The sequence below is a fragment of the Methylobacterium sp. GXS13 genome, assembly GCF_001455965.1.
Classification (GTDB): domain Bacteria; phylum Pseudomonadota; class Alphaproteobacteria; order Rhizobiales; family Beijerinckiaceae; genus Methylobacterium.
Genome location: NZ_LKKO01000020.1, coordinates 34,381 through 54,442 on the forward strand (window position 1 = coordinate 34,381; position 20,062 = coordinate 54,442).

General features: G+C 68.3%; 16 protein-coding genes. 11 read left to right on the plus strand and 5 right to left on the minus strand.

Annotated features, from left to right (window positions below; all coding sequences use genetic code 11):
- Positions 1–31 precede the first annotated feature (31 nt).
- The 3 genes from AO398_RS06270 to paoA are packed head-to-tail and all read right to left on the minus strand — an operon-like array spanning position 32 to position 3,911.
- The gene (locus AO398_RS06270) at positions 32–2,254 is read right to left on the minus strand and encodes a xanthine dehydrogenase family protein molybdopterin-binding subunit (RefSeq protein WP_058191168.1); all 2,223 of its coding nucleotides are present in this window, start codon (positions 2,252–2,254) and stop codon (positions 32–34) included.
- Positions 2,255–2,275: 21 nt separating this feature from the next.
- Positions 2,276–3,250 (minus strand): xanthine dehydrogenase family protein subunit M, encoded by a 975-nt coding sequence (locus tag AO398_RS06275; protein ID WP_058191169.1) that lies wholly within the window; start codon positions 3,248–3,250, stop codon positions 2,276–2,278.
- Between the two features lie 10 nt (positions 3,251–3,260).
- Positions 3,261–3,911: an aldehyde dehydrogenase iron-sulfur subunit PaoA gene (paoA, locus tag AO398_RS06280; protein ID WP_058191170.1), complete on the minus strand. Its 651-nt coding sequence runs from the start codon at positions 3,909–3,911 to the stop codon at positions 3,261–3,263.
- A 201-nt stretch (positions 3,912–4,112) separates the two neighbouring features.
- Between paoA and AO398_RS06285 the strand changes: the two genes are divergently transcribed.
- From AO398_RS06285 to lptB, 10 genes are all read left to right on the plus strand, one after another.
- Positions 4,113–4,943 (plus strand): aldo/keto reductase, encoded by an 831-nt coding sequence (locus AO398_RS06285; RefSeq protein WP_058191171.1) that lies wholly within the window; start codon positions 4,113–4,115, stop codon positions 4,941–4,943.
- 137 nt (positions 4,944–5,080) lie between these two features.
- Positions 5,081–6,091 (plus strand): quinolinate synthase NadA, encoded by a 1,011-nt coding sequence (nadA, locus tag AO398_RS06290; RefSeq protein ID WP_058191225.1) that lies wholly within the window; start codon positions 5,081–5,083, stop codon positions 6,089–6,091.
- A 2-nt stretch (positions 6,092–6,093) separates the two neighbouring features.
- Positions 6,094–7,617: an L-aspartate oxidase gene (locus AO398_RS06295; RefSeq protein ID WP_058191172.1), complete on the plus strand. Its 1,524-nt coding sequence runs from the start codon at positions 6,094–6,096 to the stop codon at positions 7,615–7,617.
- Positions 7,614–8,486 (plus strand): carboxylating nicotinate-nucleotide diphosphorylase, encoded by an 873-nt coding sequence (gene nadC, locus AO398_RS06300; protein ID WP_058191173.1) that lies wholly within the window; start codon positions 7,614–7,616, stop codon positions 8,484–8,486. Before AO398_RS06295 ends, nadC begins: the two co-directional genes overlap by 4 nt.
- 283 nt (positions 8,487–8,769) lie before the next feature.
- Positions 8,770–10,650 (plus strand): KUP/HAK/KT family potassium transporter, encoded by a 1,881-nt coding sequence (locus AO398_RS06305; RefSeq protein WP_244498686.1) that lies wholly within the window; start codon positions 8,770–8,772, stop codon positions 10,648–10,650.
- A 364-nt stretch (positions 10,651–11,014) separates the two neighbouring features.
- A complete protein-coding gene (locus tag AO398_RS06310) occupies positions 11,015–11,533 on the plus strand; it encodes a DUF2442 domain-containing protein (RefSeq protein WP_058191175.1) in 519 nt (172 codons plus the stop codon).
- Between the two features lie 94 nt (positions 11,534–11,627).
- A complete protein-coding gene (gene htpG / locus AO398_RS06315) occupies positions 11,628–13,460 on the plus strand; it encodes a molecular chaperone HtpG (protein ID WP_058191176.1) in 1,833 nt (610 codons plus the stop codon).
- A gap of 306 nt (positions 13,461–13,766) precedes the next feature.
- Positions 13,767–14,486 carry an LPS export ABC transporter periplasmic protein LptC gene (gene lptC / locus AO398_RS06320; RefSeq protein ID WP_058191177.1) on the plus strand — a complete coding sequence of 240 codons (720 nt, stop codon included), beginning with the start codon at positions 13,767–13,769 and terminating at the stop codon, positions 14,484–14,486.
- The gene (locus AO398_RS06325; protein ID WP_058191178.1) at positions 14,483–15,157 is read left to right on the plus strand and encodes an LptA/OstA family protein; all 675 of its coding nucleotides are present in this window, start codon (positions 14,483–14,485) and stop codon (positions 15,155–15,157) included. Before lptC ends, AO398_RS06325 begins: the two co-directional genes overlap by 4 nt.
- Positions 15,154–16,014: an LPS export ABC transporter ATP-binding protein gene (lptB, locus tag AO398_RS06330; protein ID WP_152997433.1), complete on the plus strand. Its 861-nt coding sequence runs from the start codon at positions 15,154–15,156 to the stop codon at positions 16,012–16,014. The genes AO398_RS06325 and lptB overlap by 4 nt, the downstream gene beginning before the upstream one ends.
- A gap of 37 nt (positions 16,015–16,051) precedes the next feature.
- On the opposite strand, the gene AO398_RS06335 is transcribed toward lptB, so the two are convergent.
- Positions 16,052–17,203, minus strand: coding sequence for a hypothetical protein (locus tag AO398_RS06335; RefSeq protein WP_058191179.1), 1,152 nt, complete (start codon positions 17,201–17,203; stop codon positions 16,052–16,054).
- Positions 17,204–17,403: 200 nt separating this feature from the next.
- Between AO398_RS06335 and AO398_RS06340 the strand changes: the two genes are divergently transcribed.
- The gene (locus AO398_RS06340; RefSeq protein ID WP_058191180.1) at positions 17,404–18,717 is read left to right on the plus strand and encodes an MFS transporter; all 1,314 of its coding nucleotides are present in this window, start codon (positions 17,404–17,406) and stop codon (positions 18,715–18,717) included.
- A 217-nt stretch (positions 18,718–18,934) separates the two neighbouring features.
- On the opposite strand, the gene AO398_RS06345 is transcribed toward AO398_RS06340, so the two are convergent.
- The gene (locus AO398_RS06345) at positions 18,935–20,062 is read right to left on the minus strand and encodes a glycosyltransferase family 1 protein (RefSeq protein WP_058191181.1); all 1,128 of its coding nucleotides are present in this window, start codon (positions 20,060–20,062) and stop codon (positions 18,935–18,937) included.

The window sequence follows — 20,062 nt, forward strand, 5'->3', positions numbered from 1 at the left end:
TGGGTGGGGACGAGCGCCGATGCGACCACCGTTAGGTCCGGCGCTGGGCCTGGCCCTCCTGCTCCTCGAAGCCCTTGAGCACCTTGTCGAGGGTCATCGGGTATTCGCGGATTCGGATGCCCGTGGCGTTGTGGATCGCGTTGGCGAGCGCTGCCCCGGCGCCGCAGATGCCGAGCTCACCGAGGCCCTTGCTCTTCAAGGGATTCGATTTGTCGTCAAGCTCGGGCAGGAACACGGCCTCAATCTCGGGAACGTCGGCATGAACCGGGACGTGGTACTCAGCCATGTCGTGGTTGACGAAGAAGCTGTAGCGCGAATCGACCACGGCATCCTCCATCAACGCCGCACCGATTCCGAAGGTCATGCCGCCGATCGCTTGGCTTCGCGCAGTCTTCGCATTGAGGATGCGACCGCCGGTGAAAACGCCCAACATTCTTCGAAGCCTGATCTCGCCGGTATCGGCGTCAACCCCGATTTCTGCGAAGTGTGCGCCGTAGGAGTACTGCGAGAATTTCTGCTTCATCTCCCCCGGCTTGATCTCACCGGACGCTTCCAGGCCGGTACCGGCCAGGTCTTGGAGTGATTCCGTTCGGTTTCCGGAGGTCACTGCGCCGTCCCGGAAGGTCGCGCCCTCCGGGTTGAGGTCGCCCGCCTTCAGCAGCGCCTGCCGAAGGTTGTCGCAAGCAACGTAAAGTGCCGAGCCCGACGAGCCGGCGCCGAACGAGCCGCCCGAGCCCGCCGCGAACGGGAAATCCGTATCGCCCATCTCGACCCGCACCCGCTCAATTGGAAGGCCCAGCATCTCACCGGCGATCTGGGTCAGGATCGTGTAGGTCCCGGTGCCCGGATCGGTCATGGCCATGCGGACCACCAGAACCCCGTCCGAGCCGAGCCGGACCTTGGCGGAGGACGGCATCAGCGGGTTGAGCCGGGCGGCCGCCGACATGCCCATGCCGACGAGCCAGTTGCCCTCGCGGCGGCTGCCCGCCGCCTGGCGCTTGTCCCAGCCGAACAGACGGGCACCCTCGCGCATGCAGGGTACGAGCTGGCGTGTGGAGAACGGCACCTTCTTTTCGGGATCCTCGGCCGGCTCGTTGCGCACCCGCAACTCGACGGGATCGATTTTGAGAAGCTCGGCCAACTCATCCATGGCGCATTCGAAGGCGAGCTGCCCCACGGCTTCGCCCGGTGCCCGCATAGAAGATGCGATCGGCATGTTCAGGTTGACGAGCCGGTGGCGCGTGACGCGGTTCTGCGCGGCGTAGAGCGAGCGGGTCACGTTGGCGGAGGTCTCGAAGAAGCCATCGCCCTCGGCCGTGTCGGACCAGGATTCATGGCTGATCGCTGACAGCTTTCCGTCCTTGTCGGCACCGAGTCGAATTCGCTGGACCGTATCGGTGCGGTGGGTTGCGACGTGAAACTCCTGCTGGCGCGTCAGGGCCACTTTCACCGGCCGCTGGATCACCTTGGAGGCCAGGATTGCCAGCGTCGCCTCAGGCTGGACCTGCAATTTCGCCCCGAACCCGCCGCCAATATACGGACTGACGATCCGAACCTTCTCAGGTGCCAGCTTGAGCACAGACCCCAGCGCCTTCTGGCCCCGGTTCGGCATCTGGTTCGCAGTGTACAGCACCACGCCGTCCCCCTCCCAGGAGGCAATGGTGGCGTGCGGCTCCATCTGGGCGTGGATCTGGGGCGGGGTCGTGTATTCGACGTCGAGCTTCACCGGAGCCGCAGCGAAAGCCGCATCGAAGTCGCCGAGCTTGGAATCCGGCGGCGAGTTCATCGGCTTCGGCTCGTAGGCCGCCGCCATGTTGTCCTTGAGCAGCGCCTTCGGCTTGGCTGTCTTGTAGCTCACCTTGATCAACATCGCGGCGGCCCGGGCCTGTTCGAAGGTCTCGGCGACCACGAACGCGACAGGCTGCCCAAAGAACTTGACCTCGGTGCCCTGGAGCTGCGGCCAGACTTGTTCCTTCTTTTCACCCTGCTCAGGGACGTTCTCGTGAGTCAGGACCAGGATCGTCCCGGGGGCGCGGCGAGCGGCCTCCGCGTCGATTGACTGGATCGTACCAGCCGCGATGGCGGCCGGCACGATGAACCCATAGGCCGGGTTCTTGAGAGCCTTGGTCTCGTAAGCGTAGGGCGCGTGCCCAGTGACCTTCAGGGGGCCGTCGACCCGGTCCAGCGGCTTGCCGACGAGACCATCCGGACGGTCGTCGAGGGGCGTCCGGCCGATCGGTTGGTTCATCTCCATAGGATTGGTCCTTGCCGGATTTTACGCGCGGGTCGCCTGCGCCATGACGGCGCGCAGGGTCCGCCGCGTCAGCGGGATCTTGAAGTCGTTGGCGCCGTAGCCGCGGGCACCCTTCAGAGCGGCGTCGGCGGCGGCATCGGCGGAGCCGGTCCGCACCAGCGCCTCTTCGGCCTCGGCCACGCGCCAGGGCTTGTGCGCCAGGCCGCCGAAGGCGAGCCGCGCGGCGGTAGGCTTGCCGCCTTCGGCACCTGTGATGATTGCGGCCACCGACACGGTCGCGAAGGCGTAGGAGGCCCGGTCGCGGACCTTGCGGTAGATGTGCTGGCCGGCCACGGGCTTCGGCAGCGTGACCGCGGTAATGATCTCGCCCTTGCGCAGGTCGGTCTCAATCTGCGGTGTGTCTCCCGGCAGCCGATGGAAATCGGCCATCGCGATGGTGCGGGTCTGCCCATTCGGATCGACAGTCTCGACCGTGGCGTCCAGGGCCCGCATCGCAACATTCATGTCGGACGGATTGGTGGCGATGCAGGCCTCGCTCGCGCCGAGCACCGCCATGATCCGGTTGAACCCACCGATCGCCGAGCAGCCCGACCCGGGCTCACGTTTGTTGCAAGGCATTGCGGTATCGTAAAAATAATAGCAGCGCGTCCGCTGGAGCAGATTGCCAGCGGTCGTTGCTTTGTTGCGCAACTGCCCGGAGGCGCCGGCCAGCAGCGCCTTGGCTAAGACCGAGTAATCCTTGCGGACCCGCGGGTCGGCAGCAAGGTCGGAATTGCGCACCAGCGCGCCGATACGCAGACCGCCCTCCGGCGTCGACTCAACCTTGTCGAGAGGCAGCCGATTGACGTCGATCAGCGTCGCCGGGGTCTCGATCTGCAGCTTCATCAGGTCCAGTAGATTGGTTCCGCCGGCTATGAACTTTGCGTTCGGCTGCTCGGCCGCGAGCTTGGCCGCCTCCTGCACGGTGGCGGGACGCTCGTAGGTGAAAGCCTTCATGTCCGCCCCCTCAGAGATTGCTGGCGGCGGTATCGCGGATTGCCGCGACGATGTTCGGATAGGCACTGCAGCGGCAAATGTTGCCACTCATCCGCTCGCGGATCTCGGCGTCGCTCAAGCTCGGCGTCGAGACGATGTCCTCGGTAACGTGGCTGGGCCATCCGGCCTTGGCCTCGCTCAGCATGCCGACCGACGAGCAAATTTGGCCGGGTGTGCAGTAACCGCACTGGAAACCATCATGTTCGATGAAGGCCGCCTGCATTGGGTGCAGGTTGTCCCCGGAGGCCAGGCCCTCGATCGTCGTGATCTCGTCACCCTCGTGCATTGCCGCGAGCGTCAGGCAGGAATTGATCCGCCGGCCGTCGACCAGCACTGTGCAGGCACCGCACTGTCCGTGGTCGCAGCCCTTCTTGGTGCCGGTCAGCGCCAAATTCTCGCGCAGAGCGTCGAGCAGAGTCGTGCGTGTGTCGAGAATTAGGTCTCGCGGCTGGCCGTTGATCGTCAGCCGAACGGGCATGGTCTGTGGCGCGGGATCGCCGGGCGCGGCCGCAGCGGGTCCCGCCCGGAAACCCAGTGCGCCGACCGCACCGGCGGCCGCGCAGCCTTCCACGACAGCGCGCCGCGTCAGGGCGAACGGCTTCGTCGGAGTCGGTTCTGTCATGCTGCTATCCCGCCCATGCGCGACGCCCACGGCGCGACGCAGCCTGGAATTCAATGTCCCAACGCCAGCGTCAGTCGTTTAGATCCGGTCCAGACTGCGCCCCTTCACCGCGGCTCATCCATGACCAGCATCGTCGGACCCTAGGCGATCCGTGAACGCGGCCCAGGTGAACGGTCAGCCCCTCGTCTCCGGAGCCCAAGAATGGCTGTCACCGTCCCGACCCTGCCCCTCAACGATGGGCATCGCATCCCGCAGATCGGGTTCGGATGCTGGCAACTTTCGGACTCGCAGGCGCCCGATCTCATCGGTCACGCGCTCAAGGCCGGGTATCGTCTGATCGACACCGCCGCCGCTTACGGCAACGAGGCCGGAGTCGGCCGCGGTATCCGCGAAGCGCAGGTCCCACGGGCTGACGTCTTCCTCACCACCAAGCTTTGGAATGACCGGCAAGGCCGTGACGCAACGCGTGAGGCCTTCGACGAGAGCCTGAAGCGCCTGGGGCAGGACTATGTGGATCTCTATCTCATCCACTGGCCCTGTCCCCAGCGGCACCTGTTTGTAGAAAGCTGGCGGACGATGATCCAACTGCGCGACGAGGGCCGCGCGAAGTCGATTGGCGTCTCGAACTTCACCCCGGAGCACATCGCCACGCTGATCGGCGAGACCGGTGTCGCGCCCGCTGTCAACCAGATCGAACTCCACCCGCATTTTCAGCGGACGGAACCGCGCGACGACGATCGTCGCCAGAAGATCGTGACCGAGTCCTGGAGCCCGCTGGGCCAGGGCAAGGAACTGAACGACCCGGTAATCGTCGCGATCGCCCGCGCCCACGGCAAGAGCGCAGCCCAGGTGGTGCTCCGCTGGCAAGTGCAGAGCGGTTGCGTCGCGATCCCAAAAACCGCTCGGCCAGAGCGGCTCATTGAGAACATCGCGGTGTTCGACTTCACGCTTAGTGATGCCGAGATGGCGCAGATGGCCGCCCTGGACCGGCCGGACGGGCGGATCGGGCCTGACCCGGCGACATTTTGCTGAGGAGACAGCTTGCTGCGACGCCGCGTAACACCGCGCCGCAAAAGATTTATGCTCAAGGCTAGCATATCTAGACAGGCGGGTCCGACGCCCATAAGTTAGACGGCACAATGCTCAAACTGAGCATAATGGAGGACGCCATGACGGCGACCGTATCACCCGTTTCTCGTATGTCGGTTCCGGGCCTGCCGCTGCCGGATCTCTACGCCCGTGTCAGCCGCCACGTTCCGGCGATCGAGTGGCCGGCGCTCGCCCCCGACATCGAGGCGATCCTGCGGCTCAAGCGCGAGCGCAACGCCGTGATCCTGGCGCATAATTACCAGGCGCCGGAGATCTTCCACACAGTGGCGGACATCGTCGGCGACAGCCTGGCGCTGGCCCGCGAGGCGGTGAACGTCGACGCCGACGTGATCGTGCTGGCGGGCGTCCACTTCATGGCCGAGACCGCCAAGCTCTTGAACCCGGCCAAGACCGTGCTGATCCCCGATATGGGCGCGGGCTGCTCCCTGGCCGATTCGATCACCGCGGCCGACGTGCGCGGCCTGCGGGCGAAGTACCCGGGCGTGCCGATCGTCACCTACGTGAACACATCGGCCGCCGTGAAGGCCGAGTCCGACCTGTGCTGCACCAGCGGCAACGCCGTCGCGGTGGTGAAGTCGCTGAACGCCCCCCGGGTGCTGATGATCCCGGACGAGTTCCTAGCGCAGAACGTCCAGGCCGAGATCCCCGAGATCGAGATCCTGACCTGGGCCGGCCATTGCGAGGTGCACGAGCGGTTCACGCCCGGCGACATCCGCGACGTGCGCGACAGCTACCCCGGCGTCACCGTGATCGCGCACCCGGAATGCCCGCCGGACGTCGTCGCCGAATCGGACTTCTCTGGCTCGACCGCGATGATGATGGACTTCGTGCTCCAGAAGCGGCCGAGACAGGTCGTGCTGGTGACCGAGTGCTCCATGGCCGACAACATCGCGGCGGCGAACCCGGACATCGAGTTCATCAAGCCCTGCAACATGTGCCCGCACATGAAGCGGATGAGCCTGAAGAACATCCGCCGCGCCCTGGAGACGATGACCCACGAGGTCACGGTCGATCCGGCGCTCGCCGACCGAGCCCGGGCGGCGGTCGAACGCATGCTGCTGGTGCGCTAGCCATGAACGCCGTCTCTCCCAACATGGCCGATCGTGTCGTCGTGGTCGGCGCCCGCGTCGCCGGCCTCAGCGTCGCGCTGCGGCTCGCGCCGCGTCCCGTGACGCTGATCACCGCCTCCGCCCTCGGGCTGGGCACAGCAACCGGCTGGGCGCAGGGCGGCATCGCCGCCTCCGTGGGCGCCGACGATGCGGCGTCGCTCCACGCTGCCGACACCGAAGCCGCCGGCGCCGGGCTCACCGAGCCCGACGTGGCGCTCCGGGTCGCCCAGGCGGGTCCAGGGCTGATCGACTGGCTGGTGCGGATCGGCGTCCCGTTCGACCGCACCGAGGACGGTGCCATGGCCCTCGGCCTGGAGGCGGCCCACGGTCGTCGCCGCATCGTCCGCTCCGGCGGCGACGCCACCGGTGCCCGGGTCCTCGAAGGGCTGGTGCGGGCCGTCCTGTCCGCGCCCTCCATCGAAGTCGTCGAAGCCCGCGCCTGCGACCTGCTGCGGGACACAAACGGCGCGGTGGCTGGCATCGTGGCCGAGCGCGACGGCGCTCGGTTCCGCATCCCGGCCCGGGCCGTGGTGCTGGCCACCGGTGGCGTCGGCGCCCTCTATGCGGCGACCACCAATCCGCCCGGCGCCGTCGGCGGCGGTTTGGCGCTCGCCGCCCGGGCCGGGGCGGTGATGCGCGACATGGAGTTCGTGCAGTTCCACCCGACCGCCATCGCGGCCGGCGCCGACCCGATGCCGCTTGCCACAGAGGCGCTGCGCGGAGAGGGCGCCCGGCTGATCGACGAGACCGGCGCGGCCGTGATGGCCGGTATTGCCGGCGGCGACCTCGCCCCCCGCGACGTGGTCGCCCGGGGTATCTTCCAGGCCCTGCAGCGCGGCCGCATCGTCTATCTCGATGCCCGCGGTGCCCTCGGGGCCGCGATGCCAAAGCGCTTCCCCACGGTGGCGGGTCTCTGCGCCGCCGCCGGCATCGACCCGGCCGTGCATTCGATCCCTGTGCGCCCGGCGGCGCACTACCACATGGGCGGCGTGAAGGTGGACGCCCACGGCGCCACTTCGGTGCCGGGCCTCTATGCCTGCGGCGAGGTCTCCTCCACCGGCCTGCATGGCGGCAACCGTCTCGCCAGCAATTCCCTGCTGGAGGGGCTGGCCTATGCCGGCTTCATCGCCGACGCCCTCGACGCGCCGCTCCCGGGCGCGATCGTGCCCGAGGCGGCGGCGCCCCGGGCGATCGCCGAGCTGCCATCGATCCGCCGGCTGATGGAGGCCAAGGTCGGCGTCGTGCGCGACGCCGCCGGCCTCTCCGAGGTGGTAGCGGTCCTCGAGCCCCGTGCGGAGCACTGTGACGCCGCCCTGGTGGCGCTGATGATCGCCCGGGGTGCGCTGTCCCGCGAGGAGAGCCGCGGCGCCCATTGGCGCAGCGATTTCCCTCACACCGCTCCGGCCGCACATACCGAGACGACCCTCGCCGCGCTGAAGGCCGAAAGCCGCGAGACCATCAAGGCAGGGACGGAACTGACGCCATGACGCAATCGGTCCTGCCGGACGGAATCCTGCCCCTGCCGCGGCTCCTGGTCGAGCCGATCGTGCGCGCCGCCCTGGTCGAGGATCTCGGCCGGGCCGGCGACATCACCACCGACGCAATCGTGCCCCCGGGCGAGCGGATGCGCGGCGTGATCGCTTCCCGTCAGGCCGGGGTGATCTCCGGCACCGATGCGGCCGAGATCGCCTTCGCGCTCATCGATCCGGCTGTGTCGGTCACGGTTGAGCGCGGCGACGGCGCCCGCGTCGTGCCCGGCGACGTGGTCCTGCGTCTCGAAGGGCCGGCCCGGGCAATCCTAACCGCCGAGCGCGTCGCCCTGAACCTGCTGTGCCGGATGTCCGGCGTCGCCACGGCGACGAACAGTCTCGTTGAGGCGGCGCGCCCGCATGGCAAGGCGTCGATCGTCTGTACCCGCAAGACAACGCCGGGTCTGCGGGCCCTGGAGAAGCACGCCGTTCGCGCCGGCGGCGGCTCGAACCACCGCTTCGGCCTCGACGACGCGGTGCTGATCAAGGACAACCACGTCGCGGTGGCCGGCGGCATCGTGCCGGCGATCGAGCGTGCCCGGGCGCGGGCCGGCCATCTGGTCAAGATCGAGTGCGAGGTCGACAGTCTGGAGCAGCTGGAAGAAGCCCTCTCGGTCGGCGTGGACGCGGTCCTCCTCGACAATATGGGGCCCGACCTGCTGACCCGCGCGGTGGCAATGATCGACGGCCGCGCCCTCTCGGAAGCCTCCGGCCGGATCACCCGCGAGACCGTGGGCGCGGTGGCGGCCTCCGGCGTCGACCTGATCTCCTGCGGCTGGATCACCCACTCGGCGGCAATCATCGACCTCGGGCTGGACGCGGCCTAATCGGCATTACTCTGTCGCCCTGTACGGCAAGAGAGTGACGTTGATCTTCATTCCACTGTCATCACGTTCAGGTGACAGGTCGTCGTCGCGCTCGCGGCGAAGAGGATTTGCGTCTTCCGCCCTGCATCCGGCTTGCTAAGGTCGCGCACGACAGCGATGCCCTCGACTGGATACGCCCGTGCGCCAAGCCTCCAGTCCCGCTGCTGCCCCGCCGGTCGCTCTGCCTGCCGCGCCGGTGGCACGAAAGCCCGGCGCCGTCCGGCACGGGCCCGGACCGGCGCTGATGCTGGGGGCGCTCGGCGTCGTCTACGGCGATATCGGCACTAGCCCGCTCTATGCCTTCAAGGAGGCCGTGAAGGCGGCGACCGCCGGGGGCGCCGCGGTGCCGGCGTCGGCGGTTGGGGCAGTCTCGCTGATCTTATGGTCGCTGATCCTGATCGTGTCGCTGAAATACGCGGTGCTGATCCTGCGGGCCGACAACCGGGGGGAGGGCGGCATCGTCGCGATGCTGGCGCTGCTCGGCGCTCGACAGGCCCAGCCGCGGACCTGGAAGGCCGTGCTGCTGGTGGTCGGGCTGGTCGGGGCGGCCCTGCTCTACGGTGACGGTGCAATCACCCCGGCGATCTCGGTTCTCTCGGCCATCGAGGGGCTGAAGGTCGATGCGCCGGTGCTGACGCCGTTCGTGGTGCCGCTTACCCTGGCGATCCTGGTCGCGCTGTTCGCCGTCCAGCACAAGGGCGTGGCGGTGATCGGCCGGGTGTTCGGCCCGGTGATGCTGGTCTGGTTCGTCGTGCTCGTCCTGCTGGCGATCCCGAGCATCCTGCGCGCCCCCGAAATCTTGGGAGCGGCCAATCCATGGCGGGCGGTGGAGTTTCTGTCCCATGCCGGCTGGCATGTAAGCTTCATGATGCTCGGCGCGGCCTTCCTGGCCGTGACAGGCGGCGAGGCGATGTACGCCGATCTCGGTCATTTCGGCGCCCCGGCGATCCGCGTGGCCTGGTTCGGCCTCGTGCTGCCGGCGCTGCTGATCCATTATTGCGGCCAGGGCGCCTTGCTGATCACCGACCCGAGCGCGATCGAGAACCCGTTCTACCGGCTGGCCCCGGAATGGGCGCATTATCCACTGGTCGCGCTCGCCACGATGGCCACCGTGATCGCTTCGCAGGCGGTGATTTCAGGCGTGTATTCGCTGACCCAGCAATCGATCCAGCTCGGCTTCATGCCGATGATGCGGGTGGTCCACACCGACCAGGACGAGCGCGGCCAGATCTACGTGCCGGCGGTGAACTGGCTGCTCGCCGCGGGGACCCTCACCACCGTGGTGGTGTTCGGCTCCTCCGACGCGCTGGCCGGCGCCTACGGCATCGCGGTCTCGGCGCTGATGGGCATCACCACCCTGCTCGCCGCCCTGATCGCGCTGCGCTGGGGCTACAACCCGATCCTGGTCTTCGCGGTCAACGGCTTCTTCCTCGCCATCGACGCCCTGTTCTTCGCTGCCAACAGCGTGAAACTGTTCGAGGGCGGCTGGTTTCCCCTGGTGCTGGCCGCGGCCGTCGCCTTCCTGATGCTGACCTGGATGAAGGGCAACCACGTCCTGGAGGCGGTGCGCGAGACCATGCGCCAGCCCGAGGCGACGTTCCTGGCCCGCCTCGCCTCGCATCCACCGGTGACCCTGCCCGGCACCGCGGCGTTCCTCACCGCCGCCACCGAGGGCATCCCGATGGCCCTGGGCCGGCTGGTGGAGCGCAGCCGCTGCCTGCACGAGCGCATCCTGCTGATCACCGTGATCTACGAGGAGGCGCCGGTGATCCCGGCCGAGGAGCGGGCGCAGGTGACCCTGGTCGCGCAGGGCATCCGCAAGGCGATCTCGAAATACACCCCCGGGATGGAGCGCGTCGTCCTGCGCTACGGCTTCATGCAGACCGCCTCGATTCCCGAGGGCCTGCACTGCGCGGTGAAGAGCGGCCTGCTGCCGCCCGAATACCTGGAGGACCTGACCTTCTTCGTCGGCCACGAGGTGGTCGTCCCGTCGAAGAAGCCCGGCATGGCCCTGTGGCGCCAGGGCCTGTTCGCCTTCATGAAGCGCAACGCCGAGCGCACCGGCGCCCATTTCTGCCTGCCGACCCGGCAGATCGTGGAGGTCGGAACCGAGATCGAGATCTGATTTCTTCGTGGCTTCACGACAGCGGCGGCAATCACAGAGCAATCGACTATCGAGATTTTCCTCCCCCCGAATTTCAGATTTCCATCACGCTCGAACTTCAACCCCGTCATCCCGGGGCCGCAGAGCGCGGGATCCATAACCGCAGACAGATCAAGGCCTTGAACCATCGGCTGCTATGGATTCCGGGCTCGCCTGCGGCGCCCCGGAATGACGAGGTGTATCTCGCGCTGAGAGCAGGAAACGACCGAGCCAGAGAAGGCGGTTCTGTGTGCGGGCGGTCTGGATCTCGGCAAAGCCCTGGCCGACGTGGTGGATTGGGCGTCGGTGCACACCGAGGCGCTGATGACCGAATGGAGACGGCTGAATGAGCGCGGATGACATCGTCACCGTCGGGCGGGCGTTGCCGAAGCTGTCCAGCGTCGCACCGGCGGGCGGCGCCTTCGATGTGGTGGTGACTTGGTCCGCCGGCGACCGGATCGGCCGGACGGACAGGGTCGATCTCGCGCCGGTGATCTTCACCTACAAAGTGTTCCGGCCCCTGCGCGACGGTGCGATTCCGTTCGGCGCCGTACGGCTAGGCGCCTGGGGTGCATCGATCGTCTGGGAGGGCGACGAGGACCTCGATATCGGAGCCGAGACGATCGAGGATCTGGCCGCGGCGTCGATGACCAACGCGGAGTTCGCAGATTTTCTGCGGCGCAACCGCCTGACCCTCGACGCGGCGGCGGCCCAACTCGGCATCGCCCGCCGCCGGTTGGCCTACTTCGCCAGGGATCGGGAGATCCCTTGCTACATCGCCCTGGCATGCCGTCAGCTCGACCGCATGCTGGGACCGCCGATTCCCGGTGATGTCGCCGGACACGCCGCAATCAGCGCCGCCTGAGGGCGAGCACGCTTACGCTTCGCAGCCTCATTGAAAACCGCCGGCCAAGCCGACATATCGGCCCCGCATTTTCCCCTACGCGGAGGCATTCCCTGTGAGCGAGACGATTGAGCGGCACGAGTTCGGGGCGGAGGTGGGTCGGCTCCTCGATCTCGTTGTGCACGCGCTCTATTCCGACCGCGAGATCTTCCTGCGCGAACTCGTCGCCAACGCCGCCGACGCCATGGACCGGCGCCGGTTCGAGGCGCTGACCTCGGCGGCGAGCGCCCTGCCGCCGGACGCCAAGGTCCGGATCGTCCCCGACAAGGAGGCGCGCACCCTGACTGTCTCGGATGCCGGCATCGGCATGACCAAGGAGGATCTGGCGTCCAATCTCGGCACCATCGCCCGATCCGGCACGCGGGCCTTCTCGCAGACGCTGGATTCGGCCAAGGCCGAGGACCGCCCGAGCCTGATCGGCCAGTTCGGCGTCGGCTTCTACTCGGCCTTCATGGTCGCCGACCGGGTCACCGCGCCGTCGCGCCGGGCCGGCAGCGACGAGGCCTGGACCTGGGCCTCCGAAGGCCAGGGCAGCTACACGCTGGAGACCGCGACCCGCGCGGAGCCCGGCACCGACATCGTGCTGCACCTCAAGGAGGATGCGGACGAGTATCTCGAGCCCTACCGCCTCGATCACCTCGTCCGGAAATGGGCCGACTTCATCACCGTGCCGATCGCCATCGCCCGCGACGGCAAGGACGAATCCGCCAACCAGGGCACCGCGCTCTGGCGCAAGCCCAAATCCGAGGTGACGGAGGAGCAGTACGAGGCGTTCTACCACGCCATCGGCATGAACTTCGACAAGCCCTGGGCGACGCTGCACTGGCGGGCCGAAGGCCAGCTCGAGTTCTCCGCGCTGCTGTTCGTGCCCGGCGCGAAGCCGTTCCAGGCCCTCGAGAACGACCGGCAGAGCAAGGTCCGCCTGCATGTCCGGCGGATGTTCATCACCGACGAGGCCGAGTTGCTGCCGCCGTGGCTGCGCTTCGTCCAGGGTGTGGTGGACACCGAGGACCTGCCCCTCAACGTCTCCCGTGAGATGCTTCAATCGACGCCGGCGCTGGCCCGGATCCGCCGCGCGGTCACTGGCCGTGTCGTCTCCGAGCTGACCACCCGGGCTAAGGATGCCGAGAGCTACCAGACCTTCTGGGAAAATTTCGGCGCGGTGCTTAAGGAAGGCATCTACGAGGATTTCGAGCGCCGCGGTGAGATCGCGCCCCTGCTGCGCTTCCGCTCCTCGGCGGTCGAGGGCTGGACCTCGCTGCCCGACTACGTGTCGCGCATGAAGGACGGCCAGGACGCGATCTACTACCTCGTCGCCGACGATGCCGAGGCGCTGAAATCCTCGCCCCAGCTCGAAGGCTTCAGGGCGCGCGGGCTGGAGGTGCTGCTGCTCTCCGACCACGTCGACGCCTTCTGGCCCGACCAGCTCGGCAGCTTCGAGGAGAAGCCGCTCAAGTCGATCACCAAGGGCGGTCTCGACCTCTCCAAATTCGCCCCCGAGGGCGAGCAGCCGGACGCGCCGGAGGTCATCGACGCCTTCGTGGCCGCCGTGAAGGCGGCGCTCGGGGCCGAGGTCTCCGACGTGCGCACCACCGACCGGCTGGTCGATTCGGCCGTGGTGCTCTCTGCCGGCACGGCCGGGCCCGACCTGCAGATGCAGCGCCTGATGCGCCGCGCCGGCCGTGCCGGCGCCGCCCAGCCGGTGCTGGAGATCAACCCCCGTCACCCGCTGATCCGGGCTCTCGCTGCCGCGTCCGAATCGGAGATCGCGCAGGAGGCCGGCACATTGCTCGACCTTGCCCGCATCCAGGACGGCGACAGCCCCCGCGACCCGGCCGGCTTCGCCCGCACGATCGCGGCGGCCCTGGCGGCGGCCAGGGGCGCCTGACGCGAGCGATTCGCGCTTGAAGATCGAAGCCGGGCCCGACATGCGCGCCCGGCTTCGACCGGAAAGGTGCTTGCGATCCGCTCAGCGGGGCTCTTCGCGGGTACGTTGCTGCAACAGGCGGATGTGTGTTCACGCACCTGCGCGTCGAAAGTTTCCAAGTTCGGTTGATCATTCGGAAACGGGAGAGCCATAACTTCGCCACTGGTCGGGGCCATTCCCCGGCTGGAGGCGCGGGCGCGGTGGGGGCCGCAGGCGTCTAAGCCGATCCCTCTCGTGCGCGCGGCCTGCGCGCCTTACGGACGCTGCATGAACCCGGTCGAGGCTTCAGCCGGCAACGGACAGGCGGTCGCGGCAGCGCGCACGCGGGCTCACGCCCGGGCGTACCGCCACAGCGGTCGCGTGCGCACCATGCGTCGCCTCATCCCGGTGGCGGCCGGGGGCGCGGTGGCGTTGCTGCTCGCCTACCTGTTCAATCCCTTCGCTGCGAGCCTGCCGGGCGTGTCGGTCGGCCCGGTGACGGTGGCCGGCTCCAAGGTCCGTATGGAGAGCCCCCGGCTCGCGGGCTTCCGCCAGGGCAACCGCGGCTACGAGGTGACGGCCGACGCCGCCCTTCAGGACGTGCGCAAACCGAGCCTGATCGAGCTGGAGCGGATGCGCGGCCACCTCGCCACCGACGACCAGGGCGGCATGGCCCAGCTCTCGGCCGCGTCCGGCCTGTTCGACACCGCCCGCGAGGCGCTGGACCTGAAGGACGACATCCGGATTTGGACCGACAAGGGCGAGGAGGCGCGCCTGCGCTCGGCGGCCGTGGTATTCAAGACCGGTTCCGTAAGCTCTCAGGAGCCAGTCACGGTCTCGACCCCCCGCGCCACCGTGAATGCCAACGCCCTCGACGTGGTCGAGAACGGTAAGCGGATCTCGTTCGTCGGCAACGTCCACGTGGTGATCGTGAGCGACGACCAGGCCGACAAGGCGCCACCGCGCATCCTGACATCGAACGCCGACCCGGTGGAAGGCAGCCGATGAGTGCGCGCGCAACGCTTTGCGCGGCCCTCGCCGCCTGCCTCGCGCTCGCCGGCCGGGCGCTCGCCGAGAAGCCGGCAAAGAAGGATTCACCCTTCGGCAATATCGGCGGCGGCGGCAAGGATCCGATCAAGATCGACGCCGACCGGCTCGACGTGTTCGATCGGGAGAACCGCGCGGTATTCGTCGGTAACGTCGTGGCCGTCCAGGGCGAGAGCACGATCCGCTGCTCAACCATGACCGTCTATTACAAGCGCGGCAAAGACGGTGCCGGCAAGAGTTCCGCGAGCAAGGACGCAGAGGCCAAGACCGCAGACGGCGACGAGGCGCCGGCGCCGAAAAATCCGGCCGAGAACGGCATCCAGAAGGTCGATTGCGCGGGCCCGGTCACGGTGGTCCAGAAGGATCAGGTCGCCACCGGCGACCACGCGGTGTTCGACCAGGATGCAAAGCGGATCGTGCTCACCGGCAACGTCGTGCTGAGCCAGTGCCAGAACGTCACCCGCGGCCAGCGGTTGGTCTACGATATGGGCACCGGACGGGCGAACATGGACCCGGTGGCGGGTGGGCGTGTCTCGGCCCTCTTCGTGCCCGGCGAGAAGGCCGACGCGAAGGATGGCAAGCCGAAGGGCTGCGCGCAGCCGCCCGTCAAGCCGCGGGCGCAGGTCAATTGAGCGACGCGGTCGCTTTCCGGGCGGAGCCGCAGGATGCGGCGGCCCGCCCGACGCTCCTCGGCCGCATGTTCGGCCGGCGCGCCCGCCCGCCCCTCGTTGACGCGGACGAGGCTGCGGCCACCGAAGAGGGTGGTCCCGGCATCCTGAGCGTGCGTGGCTTGCGCAAGAGCTACGGCGCCCGCACCGTTGTGCACGAAGCGGGGCTGACAGTGCGCACCGGCGAGGCCGTGGGTCTGCTCGGCCCGAATGGCGCCGGCAAGACCACGATTTTCTACATGATCACCGGGCTGGTGGTGGCTGATCGCGGCCACATCACCCTGGACGGCCTGCCGATCACCCACCTGCCTATGTACCAGCGCGCGCGGCTCGGCATCGGCTACCTGCCGCAGGAAGCTTCGATCTTCCGGGGGCTGACCGTCGAAGATAACATCCGCGCCGTGCTTGAGGTGGCTGAGCCAGACCGCAAGGAGCGCGCACGCAAGCTCGATTCATTGCTTGAGGAATTCGACATCGCGCGCCTGCGCAAGTCGCCCTCAATCGCGCTGTCGGGCGGCGAGCGGCGGCGCTGCGAGATCGCCCGGGCACTCGCCTCCTCGCCGACCTTCATGCTCCTGGACGAGCCCTTCGCGGGCATCGACCCGATCGCGGTGGGCGACATTCAGGATCTGGTCAAACATCTCAAGCAGCGCGGCATCGGCGTGCTGATCACAGACCATAACGTGCGCGAAACCCTGGGCCTGATTGATCGCGCCTACATCGCCCATTCCGGTCGTATCCTCACCGAGGGTACCCCGGAGGAGATCGTCGCCAACCCGGATGCGCGGCGGTTGTATTTGGGTGAGGATTTCCGGCTCTGACGTCGTAGGAGTTCCATCGCGCGTCAGGCGCGTGGCCTCACCCCTTCCAATTCTTCAGCGCTGCGAACGGGCTGTCTGCCTCCGGGGGCTTGTCCGGGTTCAGCACCGGCTCGATCTGTGCGATCGCATCGGCCATCGAAAAGGCCGAGCCGCTTTGAAGCCGGCCGCCGGCGGCGTCGCGGTGGCCGCCGCCGCGGAACAGGCGGGCGCCGTCGAGGGCCGTGCCGTCGTTGGAGCGGAACGACAGCGTGCCCATCCGCTGCACGTTGACGACGCGCTTGGCCCGGCCCGCATCCATGATGAGGTCGGAGACCCGCTGGAAAGTCCCCGAATCAAGGGCGAAGGACAGGAGCGTGCCGTCCTTCAGTGGACGGAACAGAGCGTCGGAGCGAGCGAGCGCCCGGGCGAGCCGCATGCGCGTCGTGAGCGCCCGGTCGTCGTCCGGCGCGTCGCGGAGAAGGGTCTCGGTCACGTCGGAGCGGAACGCAAGGGCTTGCCGCTCCAGATCGGCTGGCCGTGCACCCTCCCGCAATGCCGCAGCGGCGGCCAGCAGCAGGCCGGACATGAAGGCCTCATGCCAGGGATGGCCGACCGGTACGAAGCTCGACACGCTCTCCCAGAACAGTTCGTCGAGCGCCAAGCCTCCCGCGAAGGCCGGGCTGTCCTTGCGCCAGAGGTCCACCGCGTCGATCGCGGCCAGCAAGGCGGTGAGGTCGGTCGCGGGCTCGCGGGTGGCGAACAGGGCCCGGTGATCGAAGGTCATCCGGGTGGCGCAGACGTTTTCGTCGATCAGCACAGTGCAGTCCGGATCGCCGAGGTCAATCCGGTTCAGACCGGCCCGCTCCGGATCGGCCACCGGCTCCAGGCCCTGGCGGCGCAACTGGTCCAACGAGGAGGCGTGGTGATCGAGGACCACGAGCCGGTGCTTCCGGCCGTCCTCGCGGCGGCGGTTCATGGCGGCAAATTTCTTCAGGCCCGCGATGGTCTGCTCCTCCAGCCCGAGATCGGTCATGAGCAGGATCTCGCTCTCTCCCGCCCGGGCCAGGCGCTTCGTCTCGTCCTCGAAGACCGGACCAACATCGCTGTAGCGCGGCACGTGGACCACGCGCTCGGCCGCCTTGCAGGCGGCGGCAACCGTGGCGGCGCCGTAGCCGTCGAGGTCGTGGTGGGTGATCTGGATCAGGCGCACGCGGGGCGGTCTCGGTCGGTGACGGGTGCGAGGGGTCTACGACGCCCGGCGCCGCGACGCGAGGGGGCGGTGTGTCAGCCAGCAGCTTCCCCTCGACGGCATTCGATGCAGAATAATGCCCGGGCCCCGTGAGTCGCGAGACGCATGGTTGGACCCGCAGCACCATGAAGAGTGCGCGCCAGCTAAAATGGGAGGACGCAATGGCCACGGCTGCAACGCCGCGCGTGAAGCGCATCCAGACGATCTCACTCACCCTGCTGGTGACGGCCGGGGTGGTCAATTACGTCGATCGCGCCACCCTGGCAGTGGCCAACCCACTGATCCGTCAGGATCTCGGCCTGTCGATCCCCGATATGGGTCTGCTGCTATCGGCGTTCCTGTGGGCCTACGCCTTCGCGCAGCTTCCGGCCGGTGCCCTGGCCGATAGGCTGGGACCGCGCCTGACGCTGACTATCGGACTGAGTTGCTGGTCACTCGGCCAGATGCTCGGCGGTGCCGTGACCTCGTTCTGGCAATTCGTGGGCGCGCGCATCGTGCTCGGCCTCGGCGAGGCGCCGCATTTCCCGACCTGCGCCCGGGTCTCGCGCGACTGGTTCAACATCCGCGAGCGCGGCACCGCCACGGGCATCTGGAACTGCGCCTCCTCGCTCGGCACCTTCCTGGCCCTGCCGCTGCTGACCTTCCTGATGGTCAGTTTCGGCTGGCGGGCCATGTTCATCATCATGGGCGCAGTCGGGCTGGTGCTTGCCGGAATCGTCTACCTGGTGTTCCGCAACCCGCCCGAGGTGACCCTCACCCCGGCCGAGCGCGCCTTTCTGGAGGAGGGTGACGCGCCCAACACCGACCGACGCGTCACTTGGAAGGCGTGGAAGCGGCTGTTCCGCTACCGGACCAGCTGGGGCATGATCATGGGGTATTTCGGCTGCATCTACATGACCTGGCTCTACACCGCCTGGCTGCCGAGCTACCTCGAGATCGAGCGGCACTTCACCCTGCAGAAGACCGGGATCATCGGGGCGATCCCGTTCGCGTTCGGGGTGATCGGCGGGGTTCTAGGCGGCCGGATCGTCGACATCCTGGTCCGGCGCGGGATCGATCCGATCCGCAGTCGCAAGATCCCGATGGTGCTGGGCCTGCTGGCGACCGCAGCCTGCACGGTGGTGGCCGCGCTGACGCCGAGCGATACGCTCGCCATGGCGTGCATCTCGGCGTCGCTGTTCCTGGTTTATGTCAGCTCGTCGGCCGCCTGGGCGATGGCCTCCGTGGCGGCGCCGGCCAACGCCACCGCCTCGCTCGGGGCCATGCAGAATTTCGGCGGCTATATCGGCGGTGCCCTGGCCCCAATGGTGACCGGCTTCATCGTCGGCGGCACGGGTCATTTTTCCATGGCGTTCATCACCGGCGCGGGGATCGCCGTGGTGGCGGCCCTTGGATACTGGGTGTTGATCCAGGACCCGATCGCCGCGCAGGCGCCCACCGAGCCCTTCGCCGCCGGCCTCACCCCCGCCGAGTAAGCTGAACGGATCCGCATTCAGCAGCAAGCACGTGCAGCGCGACGCTTTTTCCCCCCCCCCCTTGTAGGGAGGGGTTATAGGGGTGGGGGTGGTGCAGGATCGAGCCTGACGGTGCCTTCTGAGCCACCCCCACCTCCAACTCCTCCCCGCAGGGGGGGGGGGAGCGCGTTCCGCCGTCCACAAACCGATGTGTCACATCGTAGCCGAGTAGGCGAACTCAGCCGCGCAGATGCGGAACCGGCGCGTGAAGGTCCCGCGCCGGAATCCGGGCTCGGAAGTTGCGGCGCATCAGGTCGACGAAGGTGGCGGCCGGGCCGTCCCAATCGTGGCGGGCGGCGTGCGCTCTCGCGGCGCCCGCGTCGAAGGGCAGGCGCCCGTCGATCGCCGCGCGCATCAGCTCGGCCAGCCGCTCGACCCGGTCCGGGGCGTCGGGATCGAAATAGCTTGCCGCATTGCCGCCCGCTTCTGGGATCGCGGTCAGGCTCGAGGCGATCACCGGGGTGCCGCGCGCGAGGCTGTCGAGCACCGGGATGCCCCAGCCCTCGCCGCGGCTCGGGAAGACCAGGGCGGCGGCCCGGCCGTAGAGATCGGACAGGCCGTTATCGTCGATGCCGGCGATGTGCACCGCATCCGGGGTCCGGGTCAGGCGGTCGAGGGTCTCGGGCCGCTCGCCGTCGCCCTTGCCGACCACGATCAGCCGGGCTGCGCCCGCGGGCAGGCGCGCGAAGGCCTCGAGCACGAGGCCGAGATTCTTGCGGGGCTCCAGGCGGCCGACCATCAGCAGGTACGGGCGCCCGTCCGCCAGCGGGCTCCGCTCGGCCGAGGCCCTGGGCGGGGTCGAACCGCAGCGCACCTCGGCGATCCGCTCGCGCTCGATGCCGTAGACCTTGGCGATGGAATCGCGGCTGTAGTCGGAGATGGTCAGGACCAGCTTGGCCCGTTTGGCCGAGAGCCGAGTGAGGACGCGGTTCCGCCAGCGCATCCGCCAGGAAAAGAACTCGGGGTGGGTTTCGAACAGGATGTCGTGGACCACCACCACCTGCCGGTTCCCCGGCACCAGCGGCGGGGCGATGTAGGTGGTGAGCAGGGTGTCGAGCCGGTCGCGGAAGACCAGCCAGGGCCAGATCGCGAGCAGGCGGACGCTCGCCGGCACCCGCGGTAGCCGCTGGTGCTCGATATTGGGCCCCGAGACGATCCGTGCGCAGGCCTCCGGGTCGCCGGAATAGACCACGTAGGTCGCGTCCGGATGGCGGGCGGCGGCCCGCCCGATGATGTTCACGAGCCAAGTGCGGCTGCCCTGGGGCTTGCCGGTCAGCACGTGCGCGTCGATGCCGATGCGAAGCAT